14 protein-coding genes are annotated in these 14,748 nt (G+C 69.2%); 8 read left to right on the plus strand and 6 right to left on the minus strand.

Going from position 1 to position 14,748, the window contains the following annotated elements; translation table 11 throughout:
* Both rimO and LCHO_RS10310 read left to right on the plus strand, forming a co-directional pair.
* Complete coding sequence (gene rimO / locus LCHO_RS10305; protein ID WP_012347082.1) at positions 1-1,401, plus strand: 30S ribosomal protein S12 methylthiotransferase RimO; 1,401 nt, start codon at positions 1-3, stop codon at positions 1,399-1,401.
* A 21-nt stretch (positions 1,402-1,422) separates the two neighbouring features.
* A complete protein-coding gene (locus LCHO_RS10310) occupies positions 1,423-2,622 on the plus strand; it encodes a PLP-dependent transferase (protein WP_012347083.1) in 1,200 nt (399 codons plus the stop codon).
* Positions 2,623-2,625: 3 nt separating this feature from the next.
* Here the strand turns inward: LCHO_RS10310 and smpB are convergent, their stop codons facing one another.
* Entirely contained in the window at positions 2,626-3,090 is a 465-nt protein-coding gene (gene smpB / locus LCHO_RS10315) for an SsrA-binding protein SmpB (protein ID WP_012347084.1), read from the minus strand.
* An 84-nt stretch (positions 3,091-3,174) separates the two neighbouring features.
* Here smpB and LCHO_RS10320 point away from each other — a divergent pair, with 84 nt between their 5' ends.
* Together LCHO_RS10320 and LCHO_RS10325 are read left to right on the plus strand one after the other, a co-directional pair.
* Positions 3,175-3,642 carry a type II toxin-antitoxin system RatA family toxin gene (locus tag LCHO_RS10320; RefSeq protein WP_012347085.1) on the plus strand — a complete coding sequence of 156 codons (468 nt, stop codon included), beginning with the start codon at positions 3,175-3,177 and terminating at the stop codon, positions 3,640-3,642.
* Complete coding sequence (locus LCHO_RS10325; RefSeq protein ID WP_012347086.1) at positions 3,629-4,009, plus strand: RnfH family protein; 381 nt, start codon at positions 3,629-3,631, stop codon at positions 4,007-4,009. The genes LCHO_RS10320 and LCHO_RS10325 overlap by 14 nt, the downstream gene beginning before the upstream one ends.
* A 13-nt stretch (positions 4,010-4,022) precedes the next feature.
* On the opposite strand, the gene LCHO_RS10330 is transcribed toward LCHO_RS10325, so the two are convergent.
* Positions 4,023-4,568 carry a DUF4124 domain-containing protein gene (locus LCHO_RS10330; protein WP_012347087.1) on the minus strand — a complete coding sequence of 182 codons (546 nt, stop codon included), beginning with the start codon at positions 4,566-4,568 and terminating at the stop codon, positions 4,023-4,025.
* A 110-nt stretch (positions 4,569-4,678) separates the two neighbouring features.
* On the opposite strand from LCHO_RS10330, the gene guaB reads away from it, so the two are divergent.
* The 4 genes from guaB (at position 4,679) to LCHO_RS10350 (ending at position 10,441) form a co-directional block, all read left to right on the plus strand.
* A complete protein-coding gene (gene guaB, locus LCHO_RS10335) occupies positions 4,679-6,148 on the plus strand; it encodes an IMP dehydrogenase (RefSeq protein ID WP_012347088.1) in 1,470 nt (489 codons plus the stop codon).
* Between the two features lie 78 nt (positions 6,149-6,226).
* Positions 6,227-7,471 carry a tetracycline resistance MFS efflux pump gene (locus tag LCHO_RS10340; protein ID WP_043704140.1) on the plus strand — a complete coding sequence of 415 codons (1,245 nt, stop codon included), beginning with the start codon at positions 6,227-6,229 and terminating at the stop codon, positions 7,469-7,471.
* Positions 7,472-7,478: 7 nt separating this feature from the next.
* Positions 7,479-9,077, plus strand: coding sequence for a glutamine-hydrolyzing GMP synthase (gene guaA / locus LCHO_RS10345; protein ID WP_012347090.1), 1,599 nt, complete (start codon positions 7,479-7,481; stop codon positions 9,075-9,077).
* A gap of 41 nt (positions 9,078-9,118) precedes the next feature.
* Positions 9,119-10,441, plus strand: coding sequence for a voltage-gated chloride channel family protein (locus tag LCHO_RS10350; RefSeq protein ID WP_012347091.1), 1,323 nt, complete (start codon positions 9,119-9,121; stop codon positions 10,439-10,441).
* Between the two features lie 13 nt (positions 10,442-10,454).
* On the opposite strand, the gene LCHO_RS10355 is transcribed toward LCHO_RS10350, so the two are convergent.
* From LCHO_RS10355 to LCHO_RS10370, 4 genes are all read right to left on the minus strand, one after another.
* Positions 10,455-10,898 (minus strand): acyl-CoA thioesterase, encoded by a 444-nt coding sequence (locus LCHO_RS10355; protein ID WP_012347092.1) that lies wholly within the window; start codon positions 10,896-10,898, stop codon positions 10,455-10,457.
* A 36-nt stretch (positions 10,899-10,934) separates the two neighbouring features.
* On the minus strand, positions 10,935-11,603 hold the full coding sequence (locus tag LCHO_RS10360) for a YceH family protein (RefSeq protein ID WP_012347093.1): 669 nt from the start codon (positions 11,601-11,603) through the stop codon (positions 10,935-10,937).
* Positions 11,604-11,622: 19 nt separating this feature from the next.
* Positions 11,623-12,405 carry an SDR family oxidoreductase gene (locus tag LCHO_RS10365; RefSeq protein ID WP_012347094.1) on the minus strand — a complete coding sequence of 261 codons (783 nt, stop codon included), beginning with the start codon at positions 12,403-12,405 and terminating at the stop codon, positions 11,623-11,625.
* A gap of 103 nt (positions 12,406-12,508) precedes the next feature.
* Entirely contained in the window at positions 12,509-14,698 is a 2,190-nt protein-coding gene (locus LCHO_RS10370; RefSeq protein ID WP_012347095.1) for a putative bifunctional diguanylate cyclase/phosphodiesterase, read from the minus strand.
* Positions 14,699-14,748: the final 50 nt, after the last annotated feature.

A 14,748-nucleotide genomic window follows, 5' to 3' on the forward strand; every position in this document is an offset into this window, starting at 1 on the left:
ATGAATGACCTCGCCATCTCCCTCCCCACGCCGGCCGCTGGCGCTGCCGCACCGCGCATCGGCTTCGTGAGCCTCGGCTGCCCGAAGGCGCTGACCGACTCCGAGCTGATCCTGACGCAGCTCAGCGCCGAGGGTTACGCCACCAGCAAGACCTTCCAGGGCGCCGACCTGGTGATCGTCAACACCTGCGGTTTCATCGACGACGCGGTGCGCGAAAGCCTCGACACCATCGGCGAGGCGCTGGCCGAAAACGGCAAGGTCATCGTCACCGGCTGCCTGGGCGCCAAGACCGGCGACGGCGGTGGCAACCTGGTGCGCCAGATGCACCCGAGCGTGCTGGCCGTCACCGGCCCGCATGCCACGCAGGAGGTGATGGACGCGGTGCACCAGCACGTGCCCAAGCCGCACGATCCGTTCGTCGACCTGGTGCCGCCCGCGGGCATCAAGCTCACGCCCAAGCACTACGCGTACCTGAAGATCAGCGAAGGCTGCAACCACCGCTGCTCGTTCTGCATCATCCCGAGCATGCGTGGCGATCTGGTCTCGCGCCCGATCGGCGACGTGCTGACCGAGGCGCAGCGCCTGTTCGAAGGCGGCGTCAAAGAGCTGCTGGTGATCAGCCAGGACACCTCGGCCTACGGCGTCGACGTCAAGTACCGCACCGGTTTCTGGGACGGCAAGCCGGTCAAGACGCGGATGCTCGACCTGGTCGCGCAGCTCGGCGAGCTGGCCAGGAAACACGGCGCCTGGGTGCGGCTGCATTACGTCTACCCCTACCCGCACGTCGACGAGGTGCTGCCGCTGATGGCCGAGGGGCTGGTGCTGCCTTACCTCGACGTGCCGTTCCAGCACGCGCACCCGGATGTCCTCAAGCGCATGAAGCGCCCGGCCAGCGGCGAGCGCAACCTCGAGCGCCTGCTGAAGTGGCGCGAGGCCTGCCCCCAGATCGTGGTGCGCTCGACCTTCATCGCCGGTTTCCCGGGCGAGACCGAGGCCGAGTTCGAGTACCTGCTCGACTTCCTGAAAGAAGCGCAGATCGACCGCGCCGGCTGCTTCGCCTACTCGCCGATCGAAGGCGCGCCGGCCAATCTGCTCGACGGCGCCTTGCCGGATGCGGTGCGCGAGGAGCGCCGCGCCCGCTTCATGGCGGTGGCCGAGGCCGTGTCGACCGCCAAGCTGCAGCGCCGCGTCGGATCGAGCATGCAGGTGCTGGTCGACAGCGCGCCGGCGATGGGCCGCAAGGGCGGCGTCGGCCGCTCGTACGCGGACGCGCCGGAGATCGACGGCACCGTCAAGATCCTGCCGCCGAGCAAGGCCTCCAAGACGATGAAGGTGGGCGAGTTCTCGCGCGTGCGCATCGTCGGCTCGCAAGGCCACGACCTGATCGGCGAGCTGATCTGACCCGAACCCGCCGAGGCCCCGATGACCGACCCCCAGCTCGCCACCGCGCTGATCCATCACCCGTACCGGGCGCCGGCCGAGTGGGACGCGATTCCCACGGGCGTGTTCAAGGCCTCGACGGTGTTCTTCCCCAACGTCGCGGCCATGCGCGAGCGGCGCTGGATCGACAAGAGCGCCTACACCTACGGCCTCAAGGGCACACCGACCACCTTCACGCTCGAAGCCCGGCTGGCCACGCTCGAAGGCGCCGAGCACCTGATGCTGGTGCCCAGCGGGCTGGCGGCGATCATGCTGATCGACCTGGCGGTGCTGAAGACCGGCGACGCTGTGCTGCTGCCCGACAACGCCTACGGCCCCAGCATGAGCCTGGCCCAGCACGAGTTGCGCCACTGGGGCATCACGCACCAGGTCTACGACCCGATGGACGTGGCCAGCCTGAGCGCGGCGCTGACGCCCGCCACCCGGCTGGTCTGGCTGGAGGCGGCGGGCTCGGTGACGATGGAGTTCCCGGACCTGCGCGCGTTGATCCGTTGCGTGCGCCGCGAGGCACCGCAGGCGCTGATCGCGATCGACCACACCTGGGGCGCGGGCCTGGCGTTCAAGCCGTTTGCGCTCGGCGCAGGCGACGAGGATCTGGCGGTCGACTTCACGGCCCACGCGCTGACCAAATACCCGTCCGGCGGCGGCGACGTGCTGCTGGGCTCGGTGGGCTGCCGCGACCGGCGCCTGCACGATCAGCTGGCCTGGTGCCACGCCCGGCTCGGCCTCGGCGTGGGGGTCGACGACGTGGCCGCGGTGCTGCGCGGCCTGCCGACGCTGCCGTTGCGCTACGCCGCGCAGGACCAGGCTGCGCGCCGCATCGCCAGCTGGGCGCAGGGCCGTGCCGAGGTGGCGCGGGTGCTGCACCCTGCCCTGCCGGATTCGCCCGGCCACGCGCACTGGGCCGCGCTGTGCACGCAGGCCGCGGGCATCTTCTCGATCGAGATGCAGCCGGGCTACAGCCAGGCGCAGGTCGACGCCTTCGTCGACGCGCTCAAGCTGTTTCGCATCGGCTGGTCATGGGCCGGACCGGTGAGCCTGGTGGTGCCGTACGAGGTATCCACGATGCGCCGCCTGCCCACACCCTACCGCGGCGCGCTGGTGCGGCTGTGCATCGGGCTCGAAGACGTCGACGACCTGATCGCCGACCTCGACCAGGCGCTCGCCAGGCTGTCGGACTGAGGCTCAGTCCTTGTGCGGCGCCGACACCTTGTGGCGCATCAGCCGGCCCTGTTCGCGCTGCCAGTCGCGGTCCTTGATGGTGTGGCGCTTGTCGTGTTCGGCCTTGCCCTTGGCCAGCGCCACGTCCACCTTCACGCGGCCGCCCTTGTAGTGCAGGTTCAGCGGCACCAGCGTGTGGCCCTTCTGCTCGACCTTGCCGATCAGGCGGCGGATCTCGGCCTTGTGCATCAGGAGCTTCTTGGTGCGGTCGGGCTCGGGGTTGACGTGCGTGGAGGCGCTGCGCAGCGCGTTGATGCGCAGGCCGATCAGGAACAGCTCGCCGTCCTTGATCACCACGTAGCCGTCGGTCAACTGGATCTGACCCGAGCGGATCGACTTGATCTCCCAGCCTGCCAGCACGATGCCGGCTTCGAAGCGCTCTTCGATGTGGTAGTTGAAAAAAGCTTTCTTGTTTTCGGCGATGCTCATCGGGGCTCCTGCTCTGCGGCGGCTGTGCGGGTGGTTGGTTGCTGCAGGTGAGGCCTGTGAGCGTCCATACAATCGCCCCATTGTATGAAGCACGTCAAAAAGTCCGTCCTGCTCTGGTACTCACCGCGCGAGATCTACGATCTGGTGGTCGATGTGCCGGCCTATCCGCAGTTTCTGCCCTGGTGTCAGCGTGCCGAGGTGCTGGCCCAAGGTGCCGACGATGTCACCGCCCGGCTGCACCTGTCGTACGCCGGCGTGCGCCACGCCTTCACCACCCGCAACACGCATGTGCCCGGCGAGTCGGTCACGATGGGCCTGGTCGACGGGCCCTTTTCGCATCTCGAGGGGGTCTGGCGGTTCTTGCCGATCGGCACGCCCGCAGCCGCCACGCCGGGCGCCGGCGCGCAGGCCTGCCGGGTCGAGTTCGAGCTGGCCTATGCGTTCTCGAGCCGCCCGCTCGAACTGGTCGTCAGCCCCGTCTTCGACCGCATCGCCAATACTTTCGTCGATGCCTTCGTCAGCCGGGCCGAGCAGGTGCATGGGCGGCGTTGAGGTGCTGATCGGCGTGACGGTGGTGGCCAGCCCGCAGTCGCGCCAGCACGACATCCGCACGCTGCAGCTGCCCGCCGGCACCACCGTGGCCGATGCCATCGCGGCCAGCGGCCTGCTCGATCGACACCCGGTGTTGCGCGAGCTGGCCGACGCCGGCAACTTGCGGGCGGGCGTGTGGGGCCGGCTGAGCCGCCTCGATGCCCCGCTTGCGGACGGCGACCGGGTCGAGCTCTGGCGTCCGCTGGTGGTCGACCCGAAGGAGGCGCGCCGGGTGCGCTATCGGGCGCAGGGAGAGCGCGGCCGCCAGTCGCGCCCGCGGCGCAAGCCGGTTGCGCCGGCCCTGCCCGAGCCGATCCCGCAGGACTGAGCGGCTCAGCCGTTCAACGGCAGTCCGCTGCGATCACTTCGCGTGCGCGGTTCAACTCGGCGCGGCGTTCGTTGTCGCCGAGCGTGGTGCGCTCACCCTGCGCGTTGACGCGGGCGATCGGCAGGCCGGTTTCGAGCGTGCGCAGATAGTCGCGGGCCCGCGCGCAGCTCTCGGCGCGCTCGCGGGCGAGCTGCTCGTCGGCCGCCTTGCGCTCGGCTGCCTCGGCGTCGCGACGGCGCGCATTCAGCTCGGGATCGACGGTTCGCGGGCCTGACGCGGCACTGGCCGGGCCGGCCGCAGCCGCTGCTGCGGGCGCGGTGCCGACCGGTGGCCGTGCTGCGGCCGGGCGCTGCAGGATGTCGCGCGGCGGCACGTTCTGAGGCGGCGGTCGGTCGCTGTACTGCACCTGGCCCTGGGCGTTGCGCCACTTCCATTGCGCCTGGCTGGGCGGGCTGATCAGGACGCCGCAAAGCGCGCACAGCAACCAAGCGGCGTGCAGCGCGCGTGCCCGGACAGGGGCGCTCGGGACGGTACTGGCGAGAGGACGGTCGGTGCTCATGCGAGGCAGTGTACTGACGGTGCCGCACCCGCTCCAGAGGTCGGCAAGCTCGGCTCGCGGCCGATCTCCGAGCCTTCTCTATAATTTGCTTTTGCGTCTGGAGCCATCTCATGCGCCTTCTAGGCAAAGCACTCACCTTCGACGACGTTCTGTTGGTGCCTGCTTTTTCCCAGGTGTTGCCACGCGACACCCGCCTCACCACCCAGTTCTCCCGCCACATCACGCTGAACCTGCCCCTGGTTTCGGCGGCGATGGACACCGTCACCGAAGCGCGCCTGGCGATTGCCATCGCGCAGGAGGGCGGCATCGGCATCGTGCACAAGAACCTCAGCCCCAAGCAGCAGGCGGCCGAGGTAGCACGGGTCAAGCGGTACGAATCGGGCCTGCTCAAGGACCCGATCACCGTCTCGCCCAACGTGGCGGTGCGGCACGTGATCGACCTGTCGCGCCAGCACGGCATCTCGGGTTTCCCGGTGGTCGACGAGGGCCGCGTGGTCGGCATCATCACCGGCCGCGACCTGCGTTTCGAGACCCGCCTCGACGCCCCCGTGCGCGAGATCATGACGCCGCGCGAGCGCCTGGTCACCGTGCGCGAAGGCGCCACGCTGGCCGAGGCCAAGGCGCTGATGCACCAGCACAAGCTCGAGCGGGTGCTGGTGTTGAACGAGGCCTCCGAACTGCGCGGCCTGTTCACCGTCAAGGACATCACCAAGCAGACCACCTTCCCGAACGCCGCTCGTGATGCAGCGGGCAAGCTGCGCGTCGGCGCCGCGGTCGGCGTGGGCGAAGGCACCGAAGAACGCGTCGAACTGCTGGCCCGTGCCGGCGTCGACGCGATCGTGGTCGACACCGCCCACGGCCACAGCGCCGGCGTGATCGAGCGAGTGCGCTGGGTCAAGCGCAACTACCCGCAGATCGACGTCATCGGCGGCAACATCGCCACCGGCGCGGCGGCGCTGGCACTCGCTGAAGCGGGTGCGGACGGCGTCAAGGTCGGCATCGGCCCGGGCTCGATCTGCACCACCCGCATCGTCGCCGGCGTGGGCGTGCCGCAGATCACCGCGATCGACAACGTCGCCACGGCCCTGCAAGGCACCGGCGTGCCGCTGATCGCCGACGGTGGCGTGCGCTACTCGGGCGACATCGCCAAGGCGATCGCCGCCGGTGCCAACACCGTGATGATGGGCGGCATGTTCGCCGGCACCGAAGAGGCGCCGGGCGAGATCGTGCTGTTCCAGGGCCGCAGCTACAAGAGCTACCGCGGCATGGGCTCGATCGGCGCCATGCAGCAGGGCAGTGCCGACCGCTACTTCCAGGAAAACACCGGCGCCAACCCGAACGCCGACAAGCTCGTGCCCGAAGGCATCGAGGGTCGCGTGCCCTACAAGGGCTCGGTGGTGGCGATCCTGTTCCAGATGGCCGGCGGCCTGCGCGCGTCGATGGGCTACTGCGGCTGTGCCTCGATCGACGACATGCGCAACAAGGCCGAGTTCGTCGAGATCACCTCGGCGGGCATCCGCGAGAGCCATGTGCATGACGTGCAGATCACCAAAGAAGCACCCAACTACCGCATGGAATGACGGCGACGCACGATGACTGAGGCAGCGGGCGCGAGCGCCGAAACGACCGGGCCGACCGGCAGGAAACGGGCCGCGGCCATGCCCTTCATCATGCTGACGGTGCTGCTGGACATGATCGCCATCGGGCTGATCATTCCGGTGCTGCCGCCGCTGGTGGGCACCTTCACCGGCTCGCAGGCCGACCACGCCTTCTGGTATGGCGTGGTCACCTTCTCGTTCGGCCTGGCCAACTTCTTCGGCGCGCCCATCCTGGGTGCGCTGTCGGACCAGTACGGCCGCCGCCCGGTGCTGCTGGTCGGTCTGGCCGGGCTGGCGTGCAGCTTCTTCGTCACCGCGCTGGCCACGGCCTTGTGGATGCTGGTGGCGGTGCGCGTGTTCAGCGGCGCGCTGCAGGCCAACGCGGCGGTGGCGCAGGCCTACGTCGCCGACATCAGCACGGCGGCCGATCGCGGCAAGCGTTTCGGCATGCTGGGCGCGATGTTCGGCATGGGCTTCGTGCTCGGTCCGGTGATGGGTGGCCTGCTCGGCGGCATCGACCTGCGACTGCCGTTCTTTGCAGCCGGCACGCTGGCGGTGCTCAACACGCTGTACGGCATCTTCGTGCTGCCCGAATCCCTGGCCGCCGATCGCCGCACGCCGATCAACTGGAAACGCGCCAACCCGATCGCCTCGTTCTCGCAGTTGCGCCAGCTGCACGGCGTGGGCATGCTGGTGGCGGTGATCGGGCTGTCCGGCCTGGCGCAGTTCATCCTGCACACCACCTGGGTGCTCTACACCACCTTCAAGTTCGGCTGGGGCCCGCAGGAAAACGGCTGGTCGCTGTTTGCGGTGGGTGCGATGTCGGTGCTGGTGCAGGGTGGCCTGATCCGCGTGGCGCTCAAGCGCAGCACGCCGCAGCGCATCGCCGTCATCGGCCTGGTGTCGTCGTCGCTCAGCTACCTGCTGTGGGGCGCGGCCACCGAGGGCTGGATGATGTACGCAGTGATCGGCTTGAACGTCTTCGGCTTCATGGTGCAGACCGCCATCCAGACCATCGTCTCCGGCGCCGCCGACGAGCAGTCGCAAGGCCGCACGCTCGGCGCCGTGGCGTCGATCAACAGCCTGACCGCGGTGGTCGCGCCGATCATCGGCGCCGGCCTGCTCGGCATCGTCTCGCACCTGCCGCGCGGCGACTGGCGCATCGGCGCGCCGTTCTTCCTGTGCTCCGCGCTGCAGCTGGTGGCGATGGTGCTGGCGCTGCGCCACTTCCGTCGCCATCCGGCGCACTCTTCCATTCCTACACCCGGCACCGCGGCCGTCACATCGGCCGCCACCGAGGCTTGAGACCTTCATGCAACACGACAAGATCCTGATCCTCGACTTCGGCTCGCAAGTCACCCAGCTGATCGCACGCCGCGTGCGCGAGGCGCATGTCTACTGCGAGATCCACCCGAACGACGTCAGCGACGACTTCATCAAGACCTTCGCGCCCAAGGCCATCATCCTCAGCGGCAGCCACGCCAGCACGTATGAGGACCACCAGCTGCGCGCGCCGCAAGCCGTGTGGGACGCCGGCGTGCCGGTGCTCGGCATCTGCTACGGCATGCAGACCATGGCCGTGCAGCTGGGCGGCAAGGTCGAGTGGAGCGACCACCGCGAGTTCGGCTACGCCGAGGTGCGCGCACGCGGCCACACGAAGCTGTTCGACGGCATCGAGGACTTCGCCACCGCCGAAGGCCACGGCATGCTCAAGGTCTGGATGAGCCACGGCGACAAGGTCACCGAACTGCCGCCCGGCTTCAAGCTGATGGCCAGCACGCCCAGCTGCCCGATCGCCGGCATGGCCAACGAGGACAAGCGCTACTACGCGGTGCAGTTCCACCCCGAGGTGACGCACACGCTGCAGGGCGCGGCCATGCTGACGCGCTTCGTGCGCGACATCGCCGGCTGCCGCGGCGACTGGATCATGGGCGACTACATCGCCGAAGCCGTGGCGCACATCCGCGCCCAGGTCGGCGACGAAGAAGTCATCCTCGGCCTGTCGGGCGGTGTCGATTCCAGCGTGGCCGCCGCGCTGATCCACCGCGCCATCGGCGACCAGCTCACCTGCGTCTTCGTCGACCACGGTCTGCTGCGCCTGAACGAAGGCGCGATGGTGATGGAGATGTTCGCCGGCCGCCTGCACGCCAAGGTCGTGCACGTCGAGGCCGCCGAGCAGTTCCTCGGCCACCTGAAGGGCGTGACCGACCCGGAGCAGAAACGAAAGATCATCGGCCGCGAGTTCGTCGAGGTCTTCCAGGCTGAGGCTGCCAAGCTCAAGGGTGACGGCAACAAGGGCGCCAAGTGGCTGGCCCAGGGCACGATCTACCCCGACGTGGTCGAGAGCGGCGGCACCGCCAGCAAGAAGGCCACGATCAAGAGCCACCACAACGTCGGCGGCCTGCCCGAGACACTCGGCCTGAAGCTGCTGGAGCCGCTGCGCGAGCTGTTCAAGGACGAGGTGCGCGAACTGGGCGTCGCGCTCGGCCTGCCGCACGACATGGTGTATCGCCACCCCTTCCCCGGCCCGGGCCTGGGCGTGCGCATCCTGGGTGAGGTCAAGCCTGAGTTCGCCGAGCTGCTCAAGCGCGCCGACCACATCTTCATCGAGGAGCTGCGCAAGACCGTCGACGAGGCCACCGGCAAGACCTGGTACGACCTGACGAGCCAGGCCTTCACGGTGTTCCTGCCGGTCAAGAGCGTGGGCGTGATGGGGGACGGGCGCACCTACGACTACGTGGTGGCGCTGCGCGCGGTGCAGACCAGCGACTTCATGACCGCCGACTGGGCCGAGCTGCCCTACGCGCTGCTCAAGAAGGTGTCGAGCCGCATCATCAACGAGGTGCGTGGCATCAACCGCGTCACCTACGACGTGTCGAGCAAGCCGCCGGCGACGATCGAGTGGGAGTGAATCTCACGGCCTGACCGCAACCGTCGGGGATCCGCGTCGCCATGAAACGCCTGCGGCTCCCGGAGCAGGTCGAACTGCTGCCCCATGTCGGGCGCTGGCTCCTGCTGGCCGGCCTGGTGGCGGTGCTGGCGGGCTCGGCCTCCGCCTTGTTCCTGCTGGCGCTCGACTGGGTGACCGGCACCCGCGAGGCGCAGCGCTGGCTGGTCTTCGGCCTGCCGCTGGCGGGCTTTGCGGTCGGCTGGGTCTACCTGAAGGTGGGCCGCGGCGTCGAGGCGGGCAACAACCTGCTGATCGACGAGATCCACGATCCGAAGAACGTCGTGCCGCTGCGCATGGCGCCGCTGATCCTGGCCGGCACCGTGATCTCGCACCTGTTCGGCGCCTCGGTGGGTCGCGAGGGCACCGCCGTGCAGATGGGTGGCGCGCTGGCCGACCAGCTCACGCACGTCTTCAAGCTGCGCCCGGAAGACCGCCGCATCCTGCTGATGGCGGGCATCAGCGCCGGTTTCGCGTCGGTGTTCGGCACGCCGCTGGCCGGCGCGGTGTTCGGGCTCGAGGTGCTGCTGATCGGCCGCCTGCGCTACGACGCGCTGCTGCCGTGTTTCACCGCCGCGATCGTGGCCGACCAGGTCACGACCGCCTGGGGCGTGCACCACACGCATTACCTGGCCGGCCTGATCCCGGCGGTGTCGGCGTGGACGCTGACGGCCGTGGTGCTGGCAGGCATCGTGTTCGGGCTGGTCGGCATGCTGTTCGCGCAGGCGACCCACGCCGGCGCGGCCGTGGTCAGACGTCATGTCGGCTATCCGCCGTTGCGGCCGCTGTTCGGCGGGGCGGCCATCGCCGTGGTGATCTGGTTCGGCGACGGCTGGCGTTATGCGGGCCTGGGCATTCCGGTGATCGTCGAAGCCTTCGTGCAGCCGGTGCCGTCGTGGGATTTTGCCGCCAAGCTCGGCCTGACGGTGGCCTCGCTGGCCAGCGGTTTCAAGGGCGGCGAGGTGACGCCGCTGTTCTTCATCGGCGCCACGCTCGGCAACGCGCTGGCGCCGTTGCTGCAACTGCCGTTGGGCCTGCTGGCGGCGCTCGGTTTCGTCGCCGTGTTCGCCGGCGCGGCCAACACGCCGCTGGCCTGCACGCTGATGGCGATGGAGCTGTTCGGTGCGCAGATCGGCGTGTACGCCGGCCTGGCCTGCGTCGTCAGCTATCTGTTCTCGGGCCACACCGGCATCTACCGCTCGCAGCGGGTCGGCCACGCCAAGCATCGCCACACGCCCGAGGGCATGAAGCTCGGCGACGTGCCGGCCTACCGCGACCGGCAGCGCGCCGCGCAGGACGCTGCCGACGCGCCCCGCCAGGAACCCTGAGCCGGCTCAGCGATCAGGCTGCATCGGGGGCCGTGCCGGCCAGGAGGTGCGCGCGCAGCCAGTCGGGCATGGCGATCGACTTCTGCCGCGGCCCGTCGATCCAGACCGTCTTGGCGCCGCCGGCGGCGTAGATCACGCCGGGTTCGTCGACCCGCTCCAGCGTGGTGTAGAAGTCGAAGCTGCTGCGCCCGGGGTTGCGCACGTAGCTGCGCGCCAGCACGTCGCCCGGAAAGCTCAACTGGAGGTGGAAGTTGCAGAAGGCGTTGACGATCACCGGGCCCTCGCCCAGCGGGTTGGGCAAGGCGGCGATGCGCCCCAGCCAGTCGAGCCGGGCGATCTCGAGGTAGCGGAAGTAGACCGTGTTGTTGACATGGCCCATCGCGTCCATGTCACCCCAGCGGATCGGCAACGTCATCTCGTGGACGAGGTGTTTGTCGGCAGGAATCTCGAACCGCATGTGGCGGGCTCCGGGTCGGTGGGCAGGGGCCGGCGATCAGGCCGGGTCGAGGTTGACGCCCAGTTCGTCGGCCAGGCGCTGCACCTGGCTGCGCAACAGCGCCACCTCGGCCAGCACCTGCTTGTGCTCGGCACGCAGCAGCGCCAGTTCGTCGTCGGCAGCGCCCCCGGCCATCTGGCTGGCAGCGCCGCCGACCGACAGCGCGGCCACGTCGACCTCGCCGCACAGCAGATGCACCCAGCGCGCCTCGCGGGCCCCGGGCGCACGCGGCAGCTTCAGCACCCGCGGCGGCGATTTTTCCGCCAGCTCGTCGAGGAAACCCTCGACCGACGAGACATCGGCAAAGCGGTGCAGGCGCTCGCTGTGGGCCCGCAACTCGGCGGCGGTCTGCGGGCCGCGCAGCATCAGCGTGGCCAGCAGCGCCACCGCGGCACCGGGCACGCCGAGCACGCGGCCGAGGTTGTGTTCATAGCGCACCACCCGGCTGCCGCTGCCCTCGAGCACCAGGTGCAGGCTCTTGAGCTCGTCGATCGCCAGCAGCACCTGCGCGTCGGTGAGCGTCATCACCGGGTCGCGTGTGGTCTTCTGATTGCAGCCCGCCACCAGCGAGTTGAGCGACAGCGGATAGGTGTCGGGCACGGTGGACTGCTTTTCCACCAGCACGCCGACGATGCGCGCCTCGACCGGCGTGAGGTCCCTGGTCATGTCGAAACCCCGTGCCGCTTCAGATGCCGAAGCCGTCGTCGGCCTGGATCACCGCGCCGTTGATGAAGTGGCTCTCGTTGGCGCACAGCATCAGCAGGCTGGTGTCGAGGTCTTCGGGCTTGCCCAGGCGCTTGCGCGGCAGCATCTGCACCAGTTTCTGGCCGCCGTCGGTTTCCCAGTGGTGGTGGTTGATCTCGGTGTCGATGTAGCCCGGGCAGATGGCGTTGACGTTGATGCCGTACTTGCCCCACTCGAGCGCCATCGCCCGCGTCATGTGGATCACCGAGGCCTTGCTCATCGAGTAGACGCCGATCTGGCTGAGCACCCGCAGGCCGGCCATCGAGGCGATGTTGACGATGCGCCCGCCGATGTAGGTGCCCGGCGCCGCGCCGACCGCGCGCGCCACCATGCGCTTGCCGACTTCCTGCGCCACGAAGAACGCGCCGCGCACGTTGGTGTCGAAGATGAAATCGTAGTCGTCGGCCGTCACGTCGACCAGCTTCTGCGTGGTGCTGACGCCCGAGTTGTTGATCAGGATGTCGAGCGTGCCGACTTCGGTCTCGGCATGCGCCACGGCCGACTTGATGCTGTCGATGTCGGTGACGTCGAGCTCGACCACATGGGCGTCGCCGTCGTGCGACTCGATCTCGGCACGCAGCTCTTTCAGGCGATCGGTCCGGCGCCCGGCCAGCACCACCGCGGCACCGGCCTTGGCCAGCGTGCGGGCGAACTGCGCGCCCAGGCCGCTGGACGCTCCGGTGACCAGGGCCACGCGGCCCGACAGGTCAATGCGATAGCTCATTTTTCGAGGTCTCCGAGAGAGGTCTGAATCAGGTCGAGGGACGATAGCACGGCGCTCTGACGCCCCGATCCAGGCGCTCGGCCCCGTGCATCGAGGTGCCGGTTCAGGTCGGCAGATGCGGCGGCTCGCCGGGTCGGGCCGACAGCCGCGCGACCCATTCGTCGACCGGCAGCGGCCGCGCGAAGTAGTAGCCCTGGAACTCCTGCACGCCCAGGTCGAGCAGCGCCTTGAACTGCGACTCGCTTTCGACCCCCTCGGCCACGGTCGACATGCCGAGTGCGCCGCACAGCTTGACCATGTGCGCCAGCAGCCGCGCTGCCCGATGGTCGTGGTCGATGTCCATCACGAAGCTGCGGTCGATCTTGATCTTGTTGAACGGCAGGTGGCGCAGGTAGCTCAGCGACGAGAAGCCGGTGCCGAAGTCGTCGAGCGCCAGGCTGAAGCCGTGCTGGCGCAAGCGCTGCAGCAGCGGCTCGATGATGGTCATGTTGTCGACCAGGGCCGACTCGGTGAGCTCGAGCTCGAGCATGGCCGGTGCCACGCCGGCGCGCTCGCAGGCCAGCAGCAGCTGGCGGTCGAGGCCGCGCTGCAGCAGCTGCTTGGGCGACAGGTTGACGGCCACCGGCAGCGGCTGGTGCACCTGCAGGCTGCGCGCGGCCAGCTGCGCCGCGGCGTGCAGGGCGTGGCGCCCCATCAGGCCGATCAGGCCGATCTTCTCGGCCATCGGGATGAACTCGCCCGGCGACACCATGCCGAACGCGGCCGTCGGCCAGCGCATCAGCAGCTCGGCGCCGACCGCATGGCCCTCGCGATCGACCTTGGGCTGGGCGACGAAGGTGAAGCCGTTGCGCTCGGCGTCCAGCCGCAGCTGGTTGTGCATGCGCACGCGCCGCTGCGAATCGGTGTCGAGCGAGCCGTCGTAGAAGGCCAGGCTGTCGCGTCCGCGCAGCTTGGCCGCCTGCATCGCGCTGTCGGCCTTGCGCAGCAGCAGGCCGGACTCCCGACCGTCGCGTGGCACCAGCACCGCGCCGATGCTCGGCGCCACCGAGATCTCGTTGAGGAACACCTTCATCGGCGGGCTGAGCGCGGCGATCATGGTCTGGGCGCACGAACGCACCTCGGTCTCGCCGCTGCCCGGCGCCAGCACAAGCACGAACTCGTCGCCACCCCAGCGGCTGATGAACGTGCCGGCCGGCAGGATCGTGCGCAGGCGATCGGCCAGCTGGCGCAGCAGGTCGTCGCCGGCATCGTGACCGAAGGAATCGTTGACCTCCTTGACGCCCTCGACATCGAGGTACATCAGCGCAAACGCCTGCTCGCGATCGAGCTGGCGCAACAGCTGGTTCTCGAGCGCCGAGCGGTTGGGCAGGCCGGTGACCGCGTCCGACAACGCCAGGTGTTCGAGGCGGGCCTCGACACGGCGCTGCTCGCTGATGTCGTTGAGCGACACCAGGTAGGTGCCGCCGCTGTGGTCGCCCGGCAGCGTGGTGATGGTGACGTCCACCGGCACCCGCAGGCCGTCGAGGCGACGCATCTCGGTGACTTCGGCCCAGGCCGCTTCGTCGCCGATCGGCAGCGGCGCCAGGGCCGGCAGGTTCAGCCGTTCGGTCAGCACCGTGCCCTGCACGGCGTTGGGCGCGGCGCCGGCGAGGCGGCAGTAGGCCTCGTTGGCCTCGACGATGCGCCAGTCGTGGTCGGTCACGACCAGCGCGTCGCGCGTGCTCGAGAACGCATGCGCCATCAGCCGCAGCGACTGTTCGGCATGGCGCTGCGAGGTGACGTCCTTGATCGTGCCGGTCATGCGCCGGGCCAGGCCCTTGCCGTCGCGCTCGAGCGCACTGCCGCGCACCCGCACCCAGCGCACGTGCTCGCCCAGGCACAGCCGGAACGACATGTCGAGATCCGGGCGTGCGCCGCTCATGTGCAGGCGCCACGCCATGCGCAGGGCGTCGACATCGTCGGCATGCACCAGTTCGGCCAGACCCGAGGACGAACACGTCATCGGCAGCGGCTTGTCGTCGAACTCGAACGAATCGATGCGCACCAGATCGCTGTCGGCATCCCAGTTCCAGACGCCCTTGCGGCTGCCGGCCAGCGCCAGGCGCAGCCGGTGCTCGCTGTCGTGACGCTGGCGCAGGGCCTCGTCCAGTTCATGGTTGCGCAGATCCAGCTGTTCTTCGGCTCGGGTGCGCGCGGCGCGCTCGAGTTGCAGCTGCTGCGTGAGCTGCGCCAGCGCTTCGTCGGCACATGCCCGCTCGGCGGTGGGTGATGACGAGAGATGAGCCGGATTCATGCGACACGCTGCCAGGGTTGATCGATCAGTGAACGACGCATGCCCGGGGT

The sequence above is a fragment of the Leptothrix cholodnii SP-6 genome (assembly GCF_000019785.1).
In the GTDB taxonomy this organism is placed as follows: domain Bacteria; phylum Pseudomonadota; class Gammaproteobacteria; order Burkholderiales; family Burkholderiaceae_C; genus Sphaerotilus; species Sphaerotilus cholodnii.

Bases quoted from the DNA above. Each gene is read 5' to 3' on its own strand.
- LCHO_RS10320 (WP_012347085.1), top strand. From the start codon at position 3,175: ATGAAGCACGTCAAAAAGTCCGTCCTGCTCTGGTACTCACCGCGCGAG.
- LCHO_RS10360 (WP_012347093.1), bottom strand. From the start codon at position 11,603: ATGACCAGGGACCTCACGCCGGTCGAGGCGCGCATCGTCGGCGTGCTG.
- LCHO_RS10310 (WP_012347083.1), top strand. From the start codon at position 1,423: ATGACCGACCCCCAGCTCGCCACCGCGCTGATCCATCACCCGTACCGG.
- LCHO_RS10325 (WP_012347086.1), top strand. From the start codon at position 3,629: ATGGGCGGCGTTGAGGTGCTGATCGGCGTGACGGTGGTGGCCAGCCCG.
- smpB (WP_012347084.1), bottom strand. From the start codon at position 3,090: ATGAGCATCGCCGAAAACAAGAAAGCTTTTTTCAACTACCACATCGAA.
- LCHO_RS10330 (WP_012347087.1), bottom strand. From the start codon at position 4,568: ATGAGCACCGACCGTCCTCTCGCCAGTACCGTCCCGAGCGCCCCTGTC.
- guaB (WP_012347088.1), top strand. From the start codon at position 4,679: ATGCGCCTTCTAGGCAAAGCACTCACCTTCGACGACGTTCTGTTGGTG.
- rimO (WP_012347082.1), top strand. From the start codon at position 1: ATGAATGACCTCGCCATCTCCCTCCCCACGCCGGCCGCTGGCGCTGCC.
- LCHO_RS10370 (WP_012347095.1), bottom strand. From the start codon at position 14,698: ATGAATCCGGCTCATCTCTCGTCATCACCCACCGCCGAGCGGGCATGT.
- guaA (WP_012347090.1), top strand. From the start codon at position 7,479: ATGCAACACGACAAGATCCTGATCCTCGACTTCGGCTCGCAAGTCACC.
- LCHO_RS10365 (WP_012347094.1), bottom strand. From the start codon at position 12,405: ATGAGCTATCGCATTGACCTGTCGGGCCGCGTGGCCCTGGTCACCGGA.
- LCHO_RS10355 (WP_012347092.1), bottom strand. From the start codon at position 10,898: ATGCGGTTCGAGATTCCTGCCGACAAACACCTCGTCCACGAGATGACG.
- LCHO_RS10340 (WP_043704140.1), top strand. From the start codon at position 6,227: ATGCCCTTCATCATGCTGACGGTGCTGCTGGACATGATCGCCATCGGG.
- LCHO_RS10350 (WP_012347091.1), top strand. From the start codon at position 9,119: ATGAAACGCCTGCGGCTCCCGGAGCAGGTCGAACTGCTGCCCCATGTC.